This window comes from Actinomadura sp. 3N407, from assembly GCF_052245875.1.
Classification (GTDB): domain Bacteria; phylum Actinomycetota; class Actinomycetes; order Streptosporangiales; family Streptosporangiaceae; genus Spirillospora.
This window is the reverse complement of sequence record NZ_JBQQBP010000012.1, coordinates 188,296-208,127: the sequence shown is the minus strand read 5'-3', so window position 1 is coordinate 208,127 and position 19,832 is coordinate 188,296. Positions and strand designations below refer to the sequence as shown.

The following is a 19,832-nucleotide window of genomic DNA, read 5'->3' as shown; positions in this document are numbered from 1 at the left end:
AACACACCACGGGCCGGAGGAGGCCGCCGCCCGACTGTCGCTGATCACGGGCCGGACATGAGCAGTTTAAGCCGAGCTCAGCACCGCACACCACGGCCGCCTACGAGGCCATGACCAGGTGCGCCCCGGATACGGGCCCCGTAGGTAAAGGAACGCTCCGCGAAAGGTGAAGTGTCCGGTTCGCTCGCGGCGGGGCCGGTGCGTTCGGGTGCCGCCGCGTGCGGGTGTGTTACCTTGTGGAGTGCGGACCCGCCCCACACTCGTGGACCAGCGGGTCTAGCTTTTTGTCGGGAGCCTTGTCGGGTCATGCCTGTATGGGGCCGCCATTGACGTCGCAGGCCCGCAGGTGGGTGTCGTACCAGTCCCAGGCGAATCGCTTGCCCGGATGGCGCAGCAGCGCCTGGTAGGACGTCCAGGCGATCAGGTCGGCCATCTGTACCAGCTGCGACCGGTGCGAGTGCTGAAAGAGCGGATCTTCGATCACGTTGCGATGGGCGAGTTTCATACCGCGGTGCGCGGCGTAGTAGCCGCTGGCGCTGCCGTCTCCGTCCATAAAGATCATGCCGAGTTCACCGGCGTCGCCGAGGCGGGTGTCGAGCCGGTCCACCAGCGCGCGGTAGAGGTCGTCACGTTCGCGTGCGTAGTCGCGGCCGGTGGCGGTGGTGATGCGGTAGGCGACGCCGATACCGAGTTCGGGTGTGGCGCCGATGCTGGCCAGTGCCGTCTGCATCGCGTGGCGGCGGTCCCTTTTGGAGGCGTTCACCGCGGGGTCGGTGGAGGGCGACCGGCGGCCTCCGACGAACTTGGTGGCGTGCAACTCGGCGGCCGGCGGGATCCGGTAGTCGGCGTACAACTGCTTGCGCATGTCCAGCCAGGCCCGCAACCCGGTGCGCCATGCCTCGATCGGCAACTCGACCCAGCCGTAGACGACGTAGCCGGTGTCGTGGGCGCCCGAGTCATCGACGTAGAACATCCGGACCGTGGACGGTGAGGGTGCAGGTGTGTGCTCGGGTGTGGTCATCGGGCGGTTTCGTGGTTGACGGTGGCCGGTGGCGGCGCTGGCGGTAGTGCAGCGGGATCCGTGCGAGGGTACCGCCGGGCGCGGCCCGACCAGCGGCATTGCGGTCCACGGCGGGTCGGCCGGTCTCGGCTTAAGGCTCACGACCGGTCGAAGTAGGACTCGGCCCGCCGGCGGACCCGCGCGAGTCGTTTGGAGACCGGGCTGTGGTTGGCGTAGCCGAGCATGTCGGCGACGTCGCCGAGCCTGGTGTACCCGCTGTTGAGCAGCACCACGATCTGCCGCTGCCGCACATCGAGCAGGGACAGGAAGTCGGCGCACACCAACTCGCCGTCCACCTCGGCGTCCGGTCCTTGCACCGGGATGGTGTCGGTGAGCTCAACAAACCGTACTTTGATCTTGGAGCGTTTGCGGTACAGCTTGCGTTCGAAGTCTTCGCGGGCGTATGACCACCGGTTGGAGAAGTCCTCCTCGACCCGGTTGGAGCGCACGGCATCCAGGATGCCGCGCAGCCGACCGTCGGCGTCGGCCTCCTGGACCGTCCACTCCACCACCTCCGCGGCCTCGGCCTCGCCTCGCCACAGATCTGAACCCACGCGGGGGCTGCCGGATATCGCGCCGTCCAGGAAGCGACCGTCCTCCAGCGGCGTGGGCTCCTGATCGATCGTGTCGTCGACCATCGGGAAGCCGCGGAGGATCTCCTGCATCACGGCGGTGACCGGTGGTAGCCAGAAGTCCAGGTTGTGCGCCAGCAGCCGGATCGGGTCATCGGCAGAGAAGGCACCCACGGGCGACCCCGGGCTCAGGTACCGCCACACCACGTCCGCCCAGGCGCGCGCGAGGCGGCTCTCGAACTCCACGCCGAGGAAATGATCGACAGGCCCGTCCGCGTTGAGGAACGGCCATTGCCCACAACGCAGCAGCGGCAGTCCGTGCCTACGGAGGACGGCGCGCGGCAGCAGGTGGAACAGCGGGGCGTACTCGTGATACCGCGTGTCCGTCCTCGGTACGAACATCACGTTCACATCCCCGCGGTCGGCGACCTGGCGCAGCTGGGGCGGGAGCTGGTCCTCGGCGAAGAACCGGCGCCGGAACTGCGCGGCCTCCCACAGCAGATTCCATCGCGTGATGGCCACCGACAACTCGACCGGGTGCGGTCCGAACCTGGGCAGCGGCACCGTGACGTACTCGGCCCGGTCTGGCGCCAGTGCGCGGACCACCCGCCGGTAGAGCATGCCCGCGGACAGGTTCCAGACCCGCGGGTAGGTGTCGGCACATACCTCAGCAGGGTCGATGAAGAACTGCTCGCGCTGGAATGCCTCGATCTCGGCGGCGCTGAACTCGCGGTCGTCGGCCATCGGCTGCCCGGGTCGCTGGGTTGTCTCTGTCATACCTACATCACGACACTCGCAGCCGTCCTCGTTCCGTCCCGGGATCACAGCCATCGCGCCCTCGCCAATGCCGTGGTCAGCGCCAACTGGGGGTGGCGGTGGCAGTGATGCGCCACCAGCGAGGTGCGATCCGCAGCGCCTGAGTCATGAACTCCAAGGCGGCGTGCTCGGCGCCTCCGTTTTGGCCCAGCGATGGTGTGGCCGCGACCGCTAGCGCCAGATCTGCCGGAGTCGCCAGTCGCCGGAATCGTCAGAAAACCGCGGCGATCAGCACACGGGGGGGCCTCGTCGATGTCGCTCCCGTCTATGTCGATGGGTGCGGTGTTCCGGGCGCGCCTCGCGTCTCGGCCACCTCGGCAAACCTGGGCGCCCCCGCCCTCGGAGTTAGGGGGCGGAGGCGCCTTAGGTTCTTGCCCGCGCGGGGGCTTAGGGCTGCGGGCTGGCGTGGTGCGGACAGCCGGCCCGGCACCTGTGCCTGCTTTGCCGAGCCAGCACCGCCACGGCCGCGGCGGATGCGACCGGGACGCCCCACGCGATGACGGCGACCGCGGACGGTAGTCCTGGCTGTGGTGCGATCACCAGGGCGGCGAGCCCGGCGAATACCGCTAGGATCATGCGGCGGCTGCGGGTGAGCGAGTTATCAGCGCAAACTTCGCAGGACGGCGGGGGCCGGGGATGCGGATGGTTCACCGGTCGGCTCCGTGCGTGTGAGAGCCGGTTTGCACCAGCTGCCGCGCCGTCAGGGCGGCGTCTGCGGCACACACCACCGCGATCGCCAGCCCCAGTGCGGACGCCGCGTTGGGCAGGCCGGGGTAGTGCGCCAGGGCGAGCCCGGCGAGCGCGGTGAACCCGGCCATGAACATCTGGTGGACCTTGCGGTGGGTGTCTTCCTGGGCGGCACCGTCGCCGCCGCGGTCGAGGATCGTGGGTTTCACGGCTTTCTTCCTTCTTCGGTGGGCCGGGTCGCTTGCCCGGACTGTTCACCGGTTTACCACCCGGGGTGAGGGTGGCCGGTGTTTTGTTGGGTGGGGGGCGGGGGTTAGCTGGTCCCCGCGGGGACGGGTTCACTGGCTGTGGTCGCGGGCTCGAGTGGCTCGGCCGCGGCCGGGACGGGCGCGTCGGCGGTCGGGTGGGTGTCCGGCCGCGTGAGGTTCACGGCGGTCGGCGCCGGTGTGGTGACCGGTTCCGTCGGGATCGGTTCACCTTCCTCCAGTTGCGAGTCGGCCCCCGGGGCCGAGGGGTCCGCACTCTGCGGGGCCGTGCCTGCTGCGGGCGACATGGCGGGCGCCTCGTAGCTGTCGGCGCCGTGCATCCGTGCGTACCGCGGCCTCCACTTCTTCTGCCGCACGGTCCGCAGGTACCCGGCGTCCTTACCAAGGTCGTCGGCCAGGGTCTTGCAGTCGATCTCTTCCCCGGTTTCGAGGAGGTGCTTCTCGTACTTTTCGTATCCGCGGCGCGCGATCTCGTTCCACGACGCCCACTCACTGTCGGTGGCCGGTGCCACGTTCGCGTCGCCGCCGGCGGTGTCGCTGGTCACGGGCTCGGACGCGGGGGCTGCCGACGCGGGGGCGGACTGGGCTGGAGGACGGGCCGGGGTCGGGGTTCTGCGCTTCTGTGCGGGCACTGACCGGGTGCCGCCGGGCTTGGGTCGCGTGGGCGGCTGAGGCGCCGCCCTCTTGTTCGTGTCTGCGCTGCCGGCCACGGTGGCGACCGCGCCGCCGTCGACCGCAGAGTCGGCCCCTCCAGGGGCGATCTGCATGCCGCTGGTCTGCTCCATCTCCCTCTTGATCTTTCCGAAGAGGGTGTTGGACACGATTGCGGCGACCTCGTCGGCGCCCCGGCCCATGAGCAGGTCCCGGTTGAGCGCCCACATCATCTCCCGGGGGGCGCGGATCCGCCAGAACAACTTGAGGCGAGTCCAGCCGTAGGTGTGCCGCAGGTGGCCCCTGGCCAGGGCGTAGCGAGCCTCGGCGTCGGTGACCTCCTGCAGGGACTGCAGGCCGAGGAGTTTGCGGCGGCGCCACAGCAGCCAGGTCTGCATCGGCTGCAGTACCCACCGGATTTTGGGTAGCGGCTCGTATCCGCCGCGGGTGTCGGGGGCCTGGAGTTTCGCCCACCGCGCCAACAGCGCCCGCGCCAGTTCGGTGAAGACGATCACCACGAGGGGCAGTAGGGCGTGCCCGACGTACTCGTCGAGGTCGCCGCCCTTGGCGGCCGACAGGTTCAGCGCCAGGGTGCCGAGCAGCCACAGGCTGGTGACGGCGCGAAGCCAGCGGATCCGCAGCCCGTACAGGGTGAGCAGGAAGTCGCCCTGGATCAGCACGATCGCACCGACGTCGGCGACGACCGGGACGATCCATGCCCACTCGTCGAACCAGGGTTCGACGACTTTCACCTGCGTGGTGAAAGAGCCGAGCAGGCCGAGCGCGATGAGGGCGACCACGCAGACGCCCATGCTGGTGGCCATGGCCTTGACCAGCTTCTGCGCGGCCGGGGTCATCTCCTCAAGGGTGAGCGGCTGATCGGGTTTCCGCTCGCCTTCCGCTGGCGGTGCCGGGCGGGCGGCGCCTGGCGTGGGCGGGGTGAAGTGGTGGCCGTTGACGTGCATGGGGGCGGCGGCAGCCCGGTGGACGGGGGCGGGGCGGACGGTGGTGTGTTCCGTGGCCACCGTGGCGGGTGCCGCGGGTGCCGTGGGTTCCCGGCCGCGGCGCGCACGGCCGAGCAGGGCGGCGAAGCCGGCCACCACGGTGATCGTGGCGATGGCCCCGGCCGCCCATGTGCTCGGGTCGGTCGCGGTGAGGTCCATCGGACTGTTCTCCAATCAGGGTCGACGTCAGCCGGAGGTCAGGGCATGCGGTAGGTGCGGGTAATCCCCACCGAGACGGTGCGGTGGACCAGCACCGGGTCATGGTCGCTGAAGCCGATCCGGTTCGTCTCCAGCACGGGCGTCTGAGGTGCGGGCAGCTGCAGCAGTTCGGTCTCGCCCGGGGTGGCAAGGCGAGAGGTGATCTCGTCGGTGAGGCGGGTGACGGTATGGCCGATGTCCGCGAGTTCCTGCAGCGCACCGCCCGGCAGCACCTCAGGTTCCAGGAGCGTGCCGGCTTTGACGGCCAGCGTCCGCGCCACCCACAGCTCGGCGATCTGGCTGACCGGCCCGGTCGCCAGGTAAACCTCGCGGCGCAGTACGGCGCGGGCCGGGTCCCCGAGGTCCAGGAGCTGGATGATGCGCTCAGGGATGACGTCGGCGCTGGGGAGCAGCACGTCCAGCCGGGACACCGTCTCGCTGCCGGTGGTGGCGCGGATGTCCTCCAACTCCAGGTTGGCGCCGGTGACGGTGGCGTCCTGAAGGAAGGGCGTGTCCCGGACCGCGGCGACCCGGAACCGGTGCCCATCTCTGATCACATGCCCGGCTTCCACCAACCGCCGATAGGCGATGGAGACCGGCATGCTGCTGCACTCGAACTGTTCGGCGATGTCCCTCTGCTGCGGCAACTCGTCGCCGGGCTGCAGCTCGCCCCCGCGGATGCGGTCGCGCATCGCGTCGAAGATCTGCTGCTGCTTCGACGCTTGCTTGCCGACCATCGCGCTCTCCCGTCTCAGAGGACATCAGGTACACCCCGCATTCACAGGGCATGGATCATATGAATATAGCCCGAGCATAAATGTATGCTAGCACGCCGTCTAGACAACAGCATGAAATGCCTCTACTGTGATGGTCGTGTGATCGTGTCATCCTGCGGGATGGCGCAGGCCGAGGGGCTAAGCGGGCCCCACCCACCGAAGAGGGGACATCTCCCGATGCCACAGGAAACTCAGGCGCTGATCTTCTTCATCATCGCCGTGTGCACCTTCATGCTGAAGGGCAAGCAGTGGCCGACGTTCATCACCGCGGGCATCATGGGCTTCTTCCTGGCCGGCGCTGGATGGTCGGACCTGGGCGGAGCCTTCGAGACGCTGTTCAACGGCGTCAAGCTGCTGTTCTCCTGATCGGTCACAGGTCATGACGAACGGCACCGACACCGGCGCGCAGGAGCTCGCGATGCTCGCCGACATCGTCAACAGGGCCGCCGCGCTTCCACTGCGGTGGGCCCTGCTGGCGGTGCTGCTGATCTCGTTGACCCTTGTCGTGCTCGCTGCGCTCATCCCACTGACGGTGGTGATGGTGATCACCGCCCGCAAGGCCTCCCAGATCCTGGACCGCAGAGGTGTCACCGTCCCCGCCGGCGTCGTCGCCGCAGCAGCGGGAGGTGGACGATGAAGGGCTGGGAGAAGGCCGCCTCGGTGGTCGCGGCCATCGCAATCATCGCGACGATCAACGTCAAGGGCACGCAGGCGGGCGGACAGCTCGGCCTGGGCCTCGTCATACTCGCTGCTGCCGGCTGGATGCTGACCTCCGGCCCCAAAGGCGGCGACCGAGGCCGCGCAGGCCGTGGTCGTGGCGGCCGCGGCAAGACAGGCCGGTCCAGCGGTGGCCGCAGCGGGCAGCATCCGGCACGCGAAGTCGGCGCCATGCTCCGCACCCTGGTGGCGTCAGTGTGGCGCGCGGCCAACCCCGACCACGCCGAGCCGGGCGGCGACAAGCAGCGTCAGGCCGCCGCCGCGGAGGCGCACAAGAAGGCCAAGCGGCGCGGCAACAACGCGGCGTCCGGGTACCGGCCGGTGAAGGTCTCAACGAAGGAGATGCTGCGAGAGGCCCTGACCGGGATCGGTGACCTGGTCCGCCCCAGCAGGTGGGTACTCCGCCCCGGGCAATCCTCCAAGCAGACCAAAGACCAGCCCGGCGGGCAGTCCGGGGAGCACCCCGGAACCCGAGAGACGGGCGACCACAGCGGAACCGCCGACGGCGCGGAAGCCGGGCTGCCGAAGACGGACAACAATCCCCCCGGCGGCTCAACCGACCCGGCCGAAGCCAAGCCCGCCACCGGCGCACCGGCCGCCGACTCCGGACCATCCGATCCCACCGCTGACCCCGGCGCGCCCGCAGCCGGGTCGACGCCACACCAGGAGGACCCCGACATGACCAACGCGCCGTTCACCTCCCTGTGGGAGGCCGGTGAATCTCTCGGCAAGGACATGCCCAGCCTGTACGACGTCCGCGCTTTCGTGAACTCCATCGGCCGCGGCACCGCGGTCACCGCCGCGTTCTACCAGCAGCTCCAGGGCCGAATGGCGGGGCCGATGAACATCGACCCGATCGTCACCGACCCGATCGGCCGCTGCGCCGAGAACCAGCTGGTGATCGCCGACAATATCCGGACTTCGGCGATCGGCCTCGACACGATCATGACGGGGACGATGGAGAAGCTCCTGGACGAAGGCATCCGCGTCCCGAATCACAGTCAGCTGCAGAAGGACAAGCGCGCGGCCGGGATCGTGCCGCGGTTCTTCCAACTCGTCGGGGGCCTGGACCGGCACCCGTTCGCGGACGTGCGGGTGGTGCTGTGCATGGTCAAGGCACTCAGGGATGCCAGCGAGGGGCAGGCCCTCCTCTACAACCGCACCCGCAACTACCTGATCGACAAGGGGTACGACATGCGGCTGGTGGAGCGCTGGACCATCGCGATCAAGTGCCAGATGAACATCACCACGCTGCTGACCGACGCCGACGCCCAGTTCACGATGCTGCTGACGATGACCATCGAGCGGCTCATCGACTCGGGCTACATGGCCCCCAACGCCCACCTCGTCGACGCCTGACCCACCCGTCCCGACAACCGGAAGGAGGCCACGATGCCTGGGAGAGGAAGAAGGAGCCGCAAGACCGCGGCCGACGGCTTCACCGGCCACCACAACGTCGACCCGTTCGGCAGCCGATTCAGCTTCGACGATCAGTCCGAGGACAAGCGTGGCCCCGGCCTACCGACCCGCGGGTTCTGGTGGGCGATCGCGCACCGGATCTGGCTCGCCCCAGTGCTGGCCGGCGGCGCGCTCCCAGTCACCGCCCTGGCACTGCACAGCGCCGCCAGCGGTCTGGCTATCGCGGCGATCACCGCCGGGCTCGCCAGCGCCAGCATGTGGTGGGCGGCACCCCGCAAATGGGAGGGCACCGAGATCATGTACGCCCGGTGGGGGACGCTGACCGCGTCCGGATGGGTCACGGTCGCCACCCACACCGGCGTTACCGGCCCGATGGCTCTGCTGCTGGCTGCGGGCTGGGGCCCGGCTGCGCTGCTGTGGTGGATGCACAAGCTGCCGCGCCCCCCCAAGCCGGACCCGCTACGGGACATGTGGGCGCTGCGGTGGGAGGAGATCCGCTCCGGTCGCCGCATCAGCCTGGCCGGCAGCGCCGTCATCGACGCCGAAGGCGATGAGAACTTCCCGCGGCTGCTGATCCAGCTGGTCGCCGGAGAGCAGACCGTCGACGACCTGCGTGCCGCAGTCCCGCTGATCGAATCGGCATGGCGGCTGCCGAGCAGCTCGATCAAGATCACCGCCACCAAAGACGCGTCGCAGGCGTGGCTGGGCATCCGCAAGATCGTCGCGATCGACAGCGTCGTGAAATGGAACCCCGCGCACGCCCCTCGCTCGTTCAACGACCCGTTCTGGGTGGGGCGGTCCGAGACCGGCGAGGACAAGTTCCTGTCGTTGCCCTACACCAACGTCAAGGGCGTCGGCATGACCCGGTGGGGAAAGAGCAACTTCATCGACGCGGTCTTGGCCGCGTGTGCGTACTGCGACGACGTGATCCCCATCGTGATCGATCTCAAGCAGGGCCGCGGTGCCCGGATCTGGATCCCCCTGCTCGGCGGGTTCGCGGCAAGCTACGAGGAGGCCGTCGAGCTCGTCGCCGCGCTCAACGCCATGCGGGAGGAGCGTTCCCGGACCGCCGGCGGCCCCCGCCAGGTCGTCATCTCCCGCGACTGCCCCGCCTACCTGCTGATCATCGACGAGATGGCCGCCGGTGTCGGATCCTCCGCGCCCGACCCGCGGCTGCGGGACGCGCTGGAGACCTACGCGCAGCAGGGCGCCGGCCTCGGTTTCACCATGATCGGGTTCGGTCAGGACGGATCCCTGGAGACCTGGGGCACCGAGAAGCTCCGCGCAGCCTGCATGGTCGGGGTCGCGTTCAAGACCGACAAGAACGACCACTCCTCCTACGTGCTGAAAAACGCCGCCGCCGCCGCGACGTCGACGTTCACCCGCAAGGGCACCATGATCCTCAACGACGGCAACGCCGACAGCGACCGGCTGCGCACCCCCTGGATGGAACCCGACGACGACCCCGCCCTCATCGGCCGGATCATCACCGAACGCGCCGAGGCGATGTGCCCCGGCGACTCCACCATCGAGCACGCCGGCGGGGACGCGTGGCGGGACCGGTGGGCGCGGCTGCCGCGCGAGTTCTGGCAAGACGCCTCCCCCGCCCAGCGCAAAGCCGCCCAAGCCGCGCAGTCAGCCCAGCCCACGGCCACACAGCCGGGTGACGGCGCCGCCGTGGTCGCCACCACCCACAGCCCACGCCCGGCCGTCGCTGGGCCCGACACCGAGGAAGCAGCCATGTTGCCCAGCACCGGATCCGTCAACCTCACCACCAACGACACCGACCAAGATCAGCCTGGGTTGAGTCCCGCGCAACGCGCCGCGGCCGCGCAGGACGAGGTCCTGGCCATCACCGACAAGCAACTGCCGCCGGAGTTCTTCGCTCAGGTCGCCCAGCTGCAGGCCGAAGGCCGCCTTGAGTTGCCCACGGCTGCGCAGGCCGCCGACACCGCCATCGGGAACGTCGCTCGACTCTTGGCCAACGCCGGGGAGCAGGGTGTGCAGCCGCGCACCCTGTACTACCCCAGAGAGAAGCCGAACCCGAGGCTGATGAGCAAGAGCTGGGTGATGGCGCGGCTCAAGGCATGCCGGGAGGCGCAGGTCATCGAGCAGGTGCCGGGCGCACCGAAGGGGACCTTCCGGCCCGTCGACTTCACCGACCCGCAGGTGGCCTACGAGCGGATCCGTGCGGCGTTCGACGACGTCACGGCGCAGGCGTCGGCGCCGCCGGCCGCCGTTTCGTGACGCCCCCACAACGATCACCGGCGGTAGCCGCATCCTCCGCCGGTGATCATTCCTGTGGACTCGCCCGCGCTCCCACGCGCGCGGGCGCGCGAGGCGGGGCCCCGTGGCGGTCCACCGAGGGTTCATGGACCGTCCATGGACCGCTGGTGATGACCCCCGTGGACCACTCATGGACCCACTGTGGACCGTCACGGACCGTCACAAGGACCCCCGTGGACCGCCCTGGACCCCTGATTTCATCACACTGAGTAGTTTTTCCGGGTTGAGGAGAAGCCCAATGCAGCAGCCAGACGACCGTTCCCACCAGGCCTCCCGCCCCTCGCGAGCGGTTACCTGGTTCACGTGGGGGCCGTTCGCGGGCTCCGGGATCATGCTGGGCGTTTGCACGTTCACCCTCCCCTCGGCCACCGGCCGCCAGTCCGCGCTCGCGCTGGGCCTGGTCGGCTTGGGGTGGGCGCTGCGGTCTATAACGCCCTCACCCCGCATCCGCCCGGCCAGCGAGCGGTCCGTGGACCCCCCAACCCCTGCCCTACCAGCGGGTTCACCCTCGCCGTCGGCACCAGTGGACATGGCCATAGACCCTGCCCGCCCATCGCCCCGGCCTGCGTTGCCGCCGGTCGGAGGCGCGGTGGCGTTCGGGGAGCCCGGCCACCGGCACCGGCCCACCAGCGGCGACTAACGCCACCCGTGGCACACCAAAGGCAATCCCCGCGGCCAGGGATGACCGGACTACGGGCCTGCGAGGCGTGGCCCGCAGTACGTGGTGGCCGCCCCACCATCCGCGTTGAGGCCGCCAAGATCACGCTCACTGACCCGCCGCCCTCGCCGCACCACCGGCCCGCGGCGCCTTCGAAGGAGAGGGCACGCGTGCCCATCGCCACCACATGCGCGTCGCGTCGACGCGCGCGCCTCCGACCGATTTCGATCACACGTGACAACCCGCGCCCTCCCCGGCGGGCGAAGGCCACGCGTTGGTCAGTCCGCGCGCGCCACCCACATCCAGCCCCGAGCACGCGCCGTCAGCTGCGTGCACATCCAAGCGCGCGCCTCCCGCGGACCGGGTTGCCACGCGCGCGAGCGTCACAGCCCACACGCGTGTGGGTCTGCCGCGACGCCGGCGTGTTCCCGGCGGCGCGCACGCGTGCCCGCCCTACCGAGCCCGCGTGTGCATTCACCGCGCGACCAGCACCGACGTGCCGCACTAACCTCTGTCCCAGCTGGCCACCTGCTCTGGTCCCCCACCCGAAAGCGCTGCTCGCCGCTGCGCAGCTCCTCCGCGCGGCTGTACTACCCAGGCGCGCACATGACCGACGCGCACGCATTCGCCGCGTGCGCGTCGCCGCCAGGCACGCGGAGGAGGTAGCCGTGGCTGCGCGTCCCTCATCGCGCCCCATCGCCTGGATGCGCGCCACGCGGATGTGTGTGCCGCGCGCGCCCGCAATCAGAGCCGCGCGCCGCCATTGCCGCGTGAAGATCAGCGCCAACAAGAGGGCGACACGCGCGCGCAAGCCGCCCGGCACCGGAACGCCGGCGGGGATGTGCGCCCTGGCCCTGCGGCAGTACCGACGGGTCTCCCGCCCACACGGCCCCGTATCCGGATGCGTCACGGTCGGCGCGCCGCGCCACAGCCGCTTCAGCCACGCGGTACCGTCACTCGCGGGCCCGCGTCACAGCGGGCCCGCACACAACTCCAAAAAGGACGACGGCGGCTCGCACGCCTCCGGAGGGTGGCACCTCCGGCTACAGGCGAACTGCCGCCGTCACCGCGATCTCGGGGCTGGGAACCCCTTCAACGATCGCGGCCCATCCGAACCGATCACCCGAAAGCGATAAACATGATCGACTCGTATGGTTCGGGTACGAGCGTACCCGAGCCCCGCCCGGGCGCAACCGGCGACACGCGAACTCGCGCGCGCCAGGCATGCCCACCCGCCCCCTCCAGCACCGTGCCCCCAGCCTTTGTCAGGGCCGCCGACTGGACACTGGTTAAGCAGCCGGACGGAACCGGGCCGCGCACCTCGCCGGGCATCGAGGTGCGGACATGAGCACCGACAGCGGGCAGATTCGCGTTCTGGGGCCAGACGGGTTCCGGATGATCCCGGACACCCTCCTGCTCAACCCAGCCGAGGTGTCCGACGCCGATGTGCGGCTGTACGGCCTGATGCTGTGGCACGGCCGCAACGGGCAAGGAACCTTCCCAGGCCGAAAGATCCTCATGGCGGAGATGGGCAAGAGCAGTCTGCGCACGATTGACGCGTGCCTCGACCGGCTGATGCGTGCGGGATATCTGAAGATCTCGCCGCAGTACGACGACAAAGGCCGCCAGACCAGCAATCTGTACACCCTGCTGTTCACCCCCCTCCCGCCGGACGAGCGGCAGACCGAACGGCCGGGGACGGCAACCGGACGCCGCCGCAAGTCCCGGCCCGAGAGCACTGCCGCGGATGACCAGAGGTTTTCCACAGGCGGTTCCGCAGCTGCTGTCGACCAGGAAGCCGAACCAGACATCGACGAAGAAACCGCAGGTCAACCGACCGTGCAACTGACTGCACGGGGGCCCGTGCAATCTATTGCACGGGGGGACCGTGCAACTGACTGCACGGACGGGGGTGCAACTGACTGCACGGGGACCGTGCAACTGACTGCACCCATAAGAGAGAGCAAAGTTAAGAGAGAGGAAGAGGAAGGTCCTTCTTCCACCGAAGGTGATCAACCTCAGGTGGTTAGAGCTGTGGAAAACTCGGCTTACGCCGGAACGAAGACTGAAGATCATCCGATCGTGACAGTGCCACCTCGCACGCTCACCGAGGTTTACCGGGCCTTGCCCCGCCAGCTGACCTCGAAGATCCGGACGGCCGCATCAAGGAAGGTCCTGGACGAGATCGGCACGCAACTGCAGCACCGCACCCCGGAGGAGCTCCTCGCCCGCGTCGAACGGAACTGGGCTGTGTTCGACGGCCTTCCGATCCACGATGGTGTCGGAGCTGCGCGACGAGTGCTGCGGCGCGGGTTCCCCTGCATCGACGTCCGCTGTGAGGACGGTGTGCAACTCGACACCGGCGAATCCTGTAGATCTTGTGAGCAGGAGCGCCACAAGCCCAGCCCCAGGGATGTTGCAGCGCCACCATCGGGCCGTTCGGACAGCGGAACTCCCGATGGGGAAACTGCAACACCAGCAGCCGTCCCTGCGGTCGTCCCACCTCCTCGTCCAGGCAACCTGGCCGCTGAACACAACGCGCTGCGATCCTCGGCCACCGACCCTGTTGGGCATCGCGCTGTGGAGAAGCTCCGCACCGACCTGGGGTGGGTACGCCCACACACGAAGGCTTCCCCGTGAACGTCGCAGTGACGCGGCTGCGCCGCGCTGGTGGCCGGTGCCAAGTTGCACCCTGGCCTGGAACGGCACGGGGCTCGACGACCATCAACGAAAAGGAAAGTTGGTTGCGGACGTGCGCGGGGTCGGGCAGGCCCCTGCAGCCTTGCGACAACAGTGCCGGCAGGTGGTGGGCTGCTGTGCCGTGGTCGGGCCCTGTCGGCTACGAGGTCACCAAAGTTGATCACCAGGCGGGGTGCAGGTGGGGCGGCGACACGCCGGAACAAGACATTGACGAGCCCCAGGGAGAGTCGGTAACCGCGCGCGTACGCACGTCTGTACTGCTAAGAGCGCAACTGGCAGCCACGCCGAGTGACCTGCGGCGACGCGTTGCAACTATGTACTGCCACGCCGGGCATCCCCGTGACCAGCGGCGCTTTGTTGCATCCGTACCCATGCACGTACCAAACCGCTAGCGGCTGCGCTAACGTTCTCGGCGACAGGAAGGAGGACAGGGTGCTGCTGCAGAACATCCCGGCACTGGAGGCCGGGACGAACCTGGTGCTGCGGCCAACGTCGGACGGGCTGCAGGTCCATCTGCATCGGGCCGCCGGCTACGAATTCGCCGGCGACGCAGACGTCACCGGCTTCGTCCAGGACTCCCGCGCGTCGCTGCGCGCCCTGTCTCGTATGGATATGCCCCGCGTGTGGTTCCGGACCTGGCTCGGGCTGATCAGCCTGCAGCAGTACACGACCTCGTGGGCTCTGAGGGTCACCCACGCAGACCTCGCTGAGGCGTGCCAGGTCGCCCGCCCACACCTGTCGGAACCGCTGGCCTACTTCACCGGGATCGGCTGGGTCCGTGACGTGCGCCGCGGTACCCGGCAGCTGAACCCGTGGCTGACGCACTGTGGAACGTCCGCCGCCCAGGCCGCCGCGCAGCAGGCTTGGTTGGAGGCTGGCGCCCGCGAGTTCATCATCCCGTGTTCCACGCACCCGGCGCAGTGGCGAGCCGAACGACGCGCGGCCGCTACGCAGACACCGCACGGCGCACAGCTGGCACTGGTCACCGAGGACTCTCCCACCGAGCGGGGGGCGGCGATCACCTATGTGCCCCACCGACGCCGTCCCGGCTCTGCGGATGGGGCGGGGGCTCCGCTGCCCACAACCGTCACCGGGCTGGTACGGGCCGCGTTCGCCGATGCCGATTGCGGGTCCGATGCCCCGACGCACCGCATCCAAGAATGGATCGCGGCCCGCGGCGCGACGGTGAACCCCGCGACACTCAAGAGCGCCATCAGCCGCGAGCGGGCCCGGCGGACCGCGTCATGAACGGGGCCACAGACCTCGTAACCCACGGCAGGCGGGGTACAGTTCGTGTGAGCGACACACCGATCGTGATCTCGGGAGGGGAGTGAACATGGCCGCCGAAGCGCCTCAGCTGCCCAGTAGCAGCCCGATCCCGATCGACCGCACCGTCCTGTCGGTGCTTGCGCTCGTCGACCTCACCGGGAACGGGTACAGGGTCCTGCTTCAGTTGCTGGCCCACCAGGACCCCGACACCGGTGTCGCGAACATCTCCCAGAAAGAGGTCAGCGAAGCCCTCGGTATCGCCAGTCCGAACGTCAACAAGGCGTTCAAAGACCTGGCCGCAGCCGGGCTGATCACCCCTGGGTATGGCCGCTACCAACTGCACCCGCTGCTTACCGGCGGCCGCACGGGCGCCGCTGTAGCCGAGGTGCCGACCATCACTGCGCTGGACCCTGAAGCGTTCAACGCCGTGCGCCGGGCACGCTACCGGCAGCACTTGGCCAACCTCGGGATGAGCGCCTGACCGGGTAGCCCGCTTGCCCAGCCCACCACGGCGGGCTTACCGTTTCGTCCAAGACCCCCGCGAGGCACCACCTCGCATCCGCCGCGACTCTGGGACACAACGTGGTGAGCGCAATCGACGAGCAGGTCACTGCACACTCTTGCCTGCTGACCATGCAGGTCGTGGTGCTGAACCCCGCCTCCGCTGGCGCTGACGTACGTCGTGCCGCTGCGTACGCCGCCGAGGTCCTCGACGGCGCCATCACCGACCTCGCGATCGAGGGACCCCCCACGGCGGACGGCCACGCCGAGCCTGCATCGGCGGTGGTGACCATCACTATCGCGTATCAGGCACAGGCCACCTGCCCGCAGGAGGCCGTGGCGGCCGGGTACCGCGCTCTGTTCCGGTTCGAGCCGGCTGCGCGGCAGATTGCCGCCGCGGTCGGCGGCCGTCTGAAGAACACCCGGATCAGTGCCGTGGAAGCGCAGCCGGCGGGCGCCTAATCCGGCAGCGGCACGATCTCCAGCATCTGCTCGTGCTCGGCGGCGGCCCGCCGGAACTGGTGGATCAGGTCGGCAGGGACCGCGCCGTCTTCCAAGTCGGCGAGAAGGTACTTGGTCCTCCACACCAACCGCGCCATTTCCTGCCAATGCTGCGGGGCCGCAACATCGCAAGCCGCCTCGAGGGTCTCCCGTAGGGCGTCCAGGTCGTCGGGATCCTCGACCGGCGGCCGCAGCTCCAGCAGCCGGTCGACCAGGCCGCGGATGTCGGCGCCGCGGGTCGAGGTCCACCGGTCGATCGCGGCGGTTCGGCGTGCGGCCTTGTCGGTGCGGGGCAGGCCTCGCTGCTCGGCGCGGTGCCGTCCCAGACGCTGCGCGACGGCCTGCCGAGACGCCAGCCCGAGCGGCTGTGCGAGCGCCGAGTACGGCACCCCGTGGCGGGCGGCGGCTTCTAGGAGCTGGTGTTCCACCCGCTCAAGGGTGGACGGCAGGGCGGGGACGGCGCGGCGGGCGTAGGAGAGTGCGGTCAACGCGTCGATGATGTCGGCGCGGATGATCTCGCTGGGGGCCTTGGTGTGGCTGGCGACGAACTCGGCGATCTCGACGGGATGGTCGGAGAGTTTGGCCACTTCACTGTGGTCGCGCCCCCGCAGGCGGGTACGGCGGTCGATGATCGCTTCGATGGCGTCGGTGGCCTGCCGGTGGGTGGTGGAAGTTCGCGCACGCCGGGGCATGTCAATAGTGTATTGACGGATTCGGGTGGTGTCGCGCGGAGTCGAGGGCCGGCCCTGGCCATCGGAGGGAAAATGGCTGAGCCCCCGCCACCGGCGGGGGCTCAGCGCGTCGCAGTAGTCAGGCGGAGATGGTGTGCTCGTCGCCTCGGGCATCGAATTCGACGTAGGGCGTCCGCTCTGAGATTACTTGGCGGCCTTCCGGACCCGGCGGAAGAACGCCGCGTAGGCGGCGTAGAACATCGTGGCCCCGAGCGGTAGAAACGAGTCCTCGGCGAGGCACACGCCCGCGAGACCGATGACTGCGATGCGGAAGGGCGAAGGCAGCACCCGTACGACCCAGTGCGCCCGGGTGTCGGCAGCACCTTGCGTTGGAGACTCGGCAGAACGGTACGGGAGGAACGGGGCGTGAATGGACAGCAGCGGGAAGGGGCCCGGCCCGGTCTTCAGCGTGTAGGGGTCCTCATCGCCTGCCGTCAGCTTCTCCTCACTGCTCATCGAACGCCCCCTGCTTCCGCAGGTCGCTCAGGACCGCATCAGCGCGGACGCTCTGGCGGCGCATCTTCTCCAGCGACTCGCATCGCTCGTCGGTCAGCCGCTGCACGTCGAGGACGAGCAGGGATGGCCGCCACCCTCGTTTCATGACCCGCCCAGTGACGGTCAGGTCCTGTGGCCGGTAGTCGTTCAGCGTAGGCCCCATCCCGTCACCGAACTTCTTGTAGGCGAGGGGGAACAGGGTTGCGTCTGCGGCGGTGGCGGGGCTGATCAGGGTGAAGGTCGCCCACGTGTTGCCCTGCTTGGTGGTGTGGTGGGCGAACCCGTTCGCCGTCCCGGTGACCGTGACGATGGCGCCTTCGGGGTACCTGCCAGCGACAACGCCAGCGACGGTGGCCTGGATTGGAGTTCCGGCGCGGCGGCGCCGCAGACGGCCGACGAGCCTGACCGTGCCTTGGATCATTCGGCTGCTCCTTCGGAGTTCGGATGGGCCGCTTACCCATCCCAAAAACCGTACACCGGTCAAACATTGGTGGCAAGTGGGCCTCCTCACTGACGCTCCCCCGGCTTACCCTGGGCCCAGAAAGGTGAGTCCCAGACGTATCAGGGCCCCCGTGGCCGGTTCGGGAGTCACCAGGCGCCTTCCCCCCGCTCCCGCGGGGGCAGGGCACAATCCTGGGTCACCAGATCCGCTAGGGTCGCGGAGCAGCCCAGGAAACATCTCCCAAGCGAGGGGAAATCTCGAAGGTGACCAGCCGCCGCCCGGACATGCCCGATCCCGAGACCATCGCCGAACTCGCCGCGAAGGTCGCCCAGGCGCCGCCCACCCGCGTCCCCATGGACGCTCCCGCTGGCGACAGTGCGCTCGTCGAGTACCTGGCTGCGCTCCCCGAGCAGAAGTTCCAGCAGGAAGTCCAGCACTACCTGTGGCACCCCACCGACTCCTTCCGTGAGGCGCTGCACGACGCGGCACTGATCGGGCGCCTTTCGATCACTCTGGACAGGCTCAAGCACGCCACCGCCCAGAAGATCGAAACAGCCCGCAGTTCCAAGACCAGATACCGGCTCGCCGAGCTCCTCGGCTTGATCCAAGCGGAGATCCGGCAGATACAGCAGCTGACACGGCGCGCCGAGATGCTCACCGGCCGGCGAAGCGACATCTACACTGCCCTGCTCGTTCTGGCCGAGCTCGAGCAGCCGAAGTTCCAGGCGATCCTGGCCGAAGTGCGCCGGCAGCGTAAGAAGGGTCGCAAGGCCGCGACCAACCGCGGCCGTCAAGGACCGCGTCGCTGACGGCGCGGAGGGTCCGCACCCCAAGAAAGAGTACGGACCACCTGGCTGGTACCGAGTGTCATCGGCTCAGACCTTATCCGCCCACGTCGCTAGGGCGTGAGCGGCGAAGGTTCGGTCTGGCCTCGCCCGGTCCGTCGCCCCCGCACACGGAGCCGGCGTCAAGCGGGTGCGAAACCGCGCCAGGATCCCCAAGGGGGTACCTGGACTCCGCCGGTCATCGGTCCCCCGGCCCATCGGCACCACAGGTCAGGTTCCTCACAAGACCTGCAGCTCCGAACCGGTGACCTGTCCGCGGCATAGCTGCGTGCCGCGTGTGGGATCGGTGGTCCTGCCCCCGAGTTTACGGCATCGGCTGTGTTCATTCATCCGCCTGCCGGACAGGTGCAGGGCGACCGTATTCCAGCGTGTGCCGCCTGGCGGCGAGTCCGTCGACCGGATGTTCGGGACTGGTTGCCGCAGCCGCCGGCGCGGGTGGAGAGATGCGGCATCGGATCTCCGCACGAACCCCCGGTCGGCAGGTACAGCCTGGCAAGCGGCTCCCACGTGGACGTGGCCCGCAAGGCCGCCGACGACCCGTCGCAGGCCTGTGCTCCTCGTGAGAGGAGTTGTGAACCAGCAGGTCATAGGGGGTTTGGGGCCGGCGTGTGTTCGGTGGGTCGATGGCCTCGGGGACGGATCCGGAAGTGGCCGCAGCCGCGGGCGTCAATACTGTGTTTACGCTGGCGGTGGTGCAGGGCGGGGTTCGCCGACTCGGTAAGGGCTTCCCACTGCACCTATACCGGTTTACGCTTTAGGGAGCTGAGGAATGCGTCCTCACCTGGAATGCACTGAGGGAACCCCCGATGAGCCTCACGGCCGCCCCGCCGAACCTGGAGATCGTGGTCGACGTGGTCGTTGACGCGATCCACGGCCCCGACACCGACCTGCAGATCGCAGGGGCCATGGTCGAGGAGTTTGGGCAGGCACATCCCGACCTCTTCGATGACCTGATCATCGCGCTTGGCGCCGCCTCGATCCCCGAGCCCGGAACGATCGTGGTTGGGCCCGCGCAGCTGTTGTTCAACAACCCCCTGCGGGAGGGGTGGGTGTGGCGGTGCGGCGCCCATCATCCGTGCGCCGGCGTTAACTACAGCAACAGCGCTGCCGCGCACCGGGCGGCCGGTCTGCACGCCGATGAGACCCCCGGCCTTAGGGTTCGCGAGATCTACGCCTGATTGAGGGACTCCCCGGGCGGGGGCTCTAAGGACCGATACGTGAACAAGCCCCGGACGCTG

General features: G+C 69.0%; 18 protein-coding genes. 10 read left to right on the top strand and 8 right to left on the bottom strand.

All coding sequences use genetic code 11. The features are described from left to right. Window positions 1-304 precede the first annotated feature (304 nt). The 5 genes from ACTWPP_RS28540 to ACTWPP_RS28520 all read right to left on the bottom strand — a co-directional run bounded on the left by ACTWPP_RS28540 (window position 305) and on the right by ACTWPP_RS28520 (window position 5,991). Window positions 305-1,021, bottom strand: a complete 717-nt coding sequence (locus ACTWPP_RS28540; RefSeq protein WP_443107478.1) for a DUF3800 domain-containing protein — start codon at window positions 1,019-1,021, stop codon at window positions 305-307. Window positions 1,022-1,158: 137 nt separating this feature from the next. Further along, the gene (locus ACTWPP_RS28535) at window positions 1,159-2,409 is read right to left on the bottom strand and encodes a sigma-70 family RNA polymerase sigma factor (protein ID WP_443107477.1); all 1,251 of its coding nucleotides are present in this window, start codon (window positions 2,407-2,409) and stop codon (window positions 1,159-1,161) included. A 686-nt stretch (window positions 2,410-3,095) separates the two neighbouring features. After that, complete coding sequence (locus tag ACTWPP_RS28530) at window positions 3,096-3,344, bottom strand: hypothetical protein (protein WP_443107475.1); 249 nt, start codon at window positions 3,342-3,344, stop codon at window positions 3,096-3,098. Window positions 3,345-3,448: 104 nt separating this feature from the next. After that, the gene (locus ACTWPP_RS28525; protein ID WP_443107474.1) at window positions 3,449-5,215 is read right to left on the bottom strand and encodes a DUF2637 domain-containing protein; all 1,767 of its coding nucleotides are present in this window, start codon (window positions 5,213-5,215) and stop codon (window positions 3,449-3,451) included. A gap of 38 nt (window positions 5,216-5,253) precedes the next feature. Beyond that, on the bottom strand, window positions 5,254-5,991 hold the full coding sequence (locus tag ACTWPP_RS28520; RefSeq protein ID WP_443107473.1) for a GntR family transcriptional regulator: 738 nt from the start codon (window positions 5,989-5,991) through the stop codon (window positions 5,254-5,256). Window positions 5,992-6,207: 216 nt separating this feature from the next. Here ACTWPP_RS28520 and ACTWPP_RS28515 point away from each other — a divergent pair, with 216 nt between their 5' ends. From ACTWPP_RS28515 to ACTWPP_RS28480, 8 genes are all read left to right on the top strand, one after another. Then, on the top strand, window positions 6,208-6,396 hold the full coding sequence (locus tag ACTWPP_RS28515; RefSeq protein WP_443107472.1) for a hypothetical protein: 189 nt from the start codon (window positions 6,208-6,210) through the stop codon (window positions 6,394-6,396). Between the two features lie 13 nt (window positions 6,397-6,409). Next, entirely contained in the window at window positions 6,410-6,667 is a 258-nt protein-coding gene (locus tag ACTWPP_RS28510; RefSeq protein WP_443107471.1) for a hypothetical protein, read from the top strand. After that, window positions 6,664-8,106 carry a hypothetical protein gene (locus tag ACTWPP_RS28505; RefSeq protein WP_443107470.1) on the top strand — a complete coding sequence of 481 codons (1,443 nt, stop codon included), beginning with the start codon at window positions 6,664-6,666 and terminating at the stop codon, window positions 8,104-8,106. The genes ACTWPP_RS28510 and ACTWPP_RS28505 overlap by 4 nt, the downstream gene beginning before the upstream one ends. 33 nt (window positions 8,107-8,139) lie before the next feature. Continuing rightward, window positions 8,140-10,413: a hypothetical protein gene (locus ACTWPP_RS28500; protein WP_443107469.1), complete on the top strand. Its 2,274-nt coding sequence runs from the start codon at window positions 8,140-8,142 to the stop codon at window positions 10,411-10,413. Window positions 10,414-12,454: 2,041 nt separating this feature from the next. Further along, complete coding sequence (locus tag ACTWPP_RS28495; protein WP_443107468.1) at window positions 12,455-13,750, top strand: hypothetical protein; 1,296 nt, start codon at window positions 12,455-12,457, stop codon at window positions 13,748-13,750. Window positions 13,751-14,242: 492 nt separating this feature from the next. Then, window positions 14,243-15,058: a hypothetical protein gene (locus ACTWPP_RS28490; RefSeq protein ID WP_443107467.1), complete on the top strand. Its 816-nt coding sequence runs from the start codon at window positions 14,243-14,245 to the stop codon at window positions 15,056-15,058. An 88-nt stretch (window positions 15,059-15,146) separates the two neighbouring features. Further along, a complete protein-coding gene (locus tag ACTWPP_RS28485) occupies window positions 15,147-15,560 on the top strand; it encodes a helix-turn-helix domain-containing protein (protein WP_443107466.1) in 414 nt (137 codons plus the stop codon). A gap of 104 nt (window positions 15,561-15,664) precedes the next feature. After that, window positions 15,665-16,042, top strand: a complete 378-nt coding sequence (locus tag ACTWPP_RS28480; RefSeq protein ID WP_443107465.1) for a hypothetical protein — start codon at window positions 15,665-15,667, stop codon at window positions 16,040-16,042. Here the strand turns inward: ACTWPP_RS28480 and ACTWPP_RS28475 are convergent. From ACTWPP_RS28475 to ACTWPP_RS28465, 3 genes are all read right to left on the bottom strand, one after another. After that, window positions 16,039-16,773, bottom strand: a complete 735-nt coding sequence (locus tag ACTWPP_RS28475) for a hypothetical protein (protein ID WP_443107464.1) — start codon at window positions 16,771-16,773, stop codon at window positions 16,039-16,041. The genes ACTWPP_RS28480 and ACTWPP_RS28475 overlap by 4 nt on opposite strands. Before the next feature lie 183 nt (window positions 16,774-16,956). Next, window positions 16,957-17,268 (bottom strand): hypothetical protein, encoded by a 312-nt coding sequence (locus tag ACTWPP_RS28470; RefSeq protein ID WP_443107463.1) that lies wholly within the window; start codon window positions 17,266-17,268, stop codon window positions 16,957-16,959. Further along, complete coding sequence (locus ACTWPP_RS28465; RefSeq protein WP_443107462.1) at window positions 17,258-17,728, bottom strand: hypothetical protein; 471 nt, start codon at window positions 17,726-17,728, stop codon at window positions 17,258-17,260. Before ACTWPP_RS28465 ends, ACTWPP_RS28470 begins: the two co-directional genes overlap by 11 nt. Before the next feature lie 284 nt (window positions 17,729-18,012). Here ACTWPP_RS28465 and ACTWPP_RS28460 point away from each other — a divergent pair, with 284 nt between their 5' ends. Beyond that, window positions 18,013-18,558, top strand: a complete 546-nt coding sequence (locus ACTWPP_RS28460) for a hypothetical protein (protein WP_443107461.1) — start codon at window positions 18,013-18,015, stop codon at window positions 18,556-18,558. An 842-nt stretch (window positions 18,559-19,400) separates the two neighbouring features. After that, window positions 19,401-19,772 (top strand): hypothetical protein, encoded by a 372-nt coding sequence (locus tag ACTWPP_RS28455; protein WP_443107460.1) that lies wholly within the window; start codon window positions 19,401-19,403, stop codon window positions 19,770-19,772. Window positions 19,773-19,832 lie beyond the last annotated feature (60 nt).

Bases quoted from the DNA above. Each gene is read 5' to 3' on its own strand.
- ACTWPP_RS28510 (WP_443107471.1), top strand. From the start codon at position 6,410: ATGACGAACGGCACCGACACCGGCGCGCAGGAGCTCGCGATGCTCGCC.
- ACTWPP_RS28505 (WP_443107470.1), top strand. From the start codon at position 6,664: ATGAAGGGCTGGGAGAAGGCCGCCTCGGTGGTCGCGGCCATCGCAATC.
- ACTWPP_RS28485 (WP_443107466.1), top strand. From the start codon at position 15,147: ATGGCCGCCGAAGCGCCTCAGCTGCCCAGTAGCAGCCCGATCCCGATC.
- ACTWPP_RS28470 (WP_443107463.1), bottom strand. From the start codon at position 17,268: ATGAGCAGTGAGGAGAAGCTGACGGCAGGCGATGAGGACCCCTACACG.
- ACTWPP_RS28465 (WP_443107462.1), bottom strand. From the start codon at position 17,728: ATGATCCAAGGCACGGTCAGGCTCGTCGGCCGTCTGCGGCGCCGCCGC.
- ACTWPP_RS28540 (WP_443107478.1), bottom strand. From the start codon at position 1,021: ATGACCACACCCGAGCACACACCTGCACCCTCACCGTCCACGGTCCGG.
- ACTWPP_RS28500 (WP_443107469.1), top strand. From the start codon at position 8,140: ATGCCTGGGAGAGGAAGAAGGAGCCGCAAGACCGCGGCCGACGGCTTC.
- ACTWPP_RS28455 (WP_443107460.1), top strand. From the start codon at position 19,401: ATGAGCCTCACGGCCGCCCCGCCGAACCTGGAGATCGTGGTCGACGTG.
- ACTWPP_RS28520 (WP_443107473.1), bottom strand. From the start codon at position 5,991: ATGGTCGGCAAGCAAGCGTCGAAGCAGCAGCAGATCTTCGACGCGATG.
- ACTWPP_RS28535 (WP_443107477.1), bottom strand. From the start codon at position 2,409: ATGACAGAGACAACCCAGCGACCCGGGCAGCCGATGGCCGACGACCGC.
- ACTWPP_RS28475 (WP_443107464.1), bottom strand. From the start codon at position 16,773: ATGCCCCGGCGTGCGCGAACTTCCACCACCCACCGGCAGGCCACCGAC.
- ACTWPP_RS28515 (WP_443107472.1), top strand. From the start codon at position 6,208: ATGCCACAGGAAACTCAGGCGCTGATCTTCTTCATCATCGCCGTGTGC.
- ACTWPP_RS28495 (WP_443107468.1), top strand. From the start codon at position 12,455: ATGAGCACCGACAGCGGGCAGATTCGCGTTCTGGGGCCAGACGGGTTC.
- ACTWPP_RS28525 (WP_443107474.1), bottom strand. From the start codon at position 5,215: ATGGACCTCACCGCGACCGACCCGAGCACATGGGCGGCCGGGGCCATC.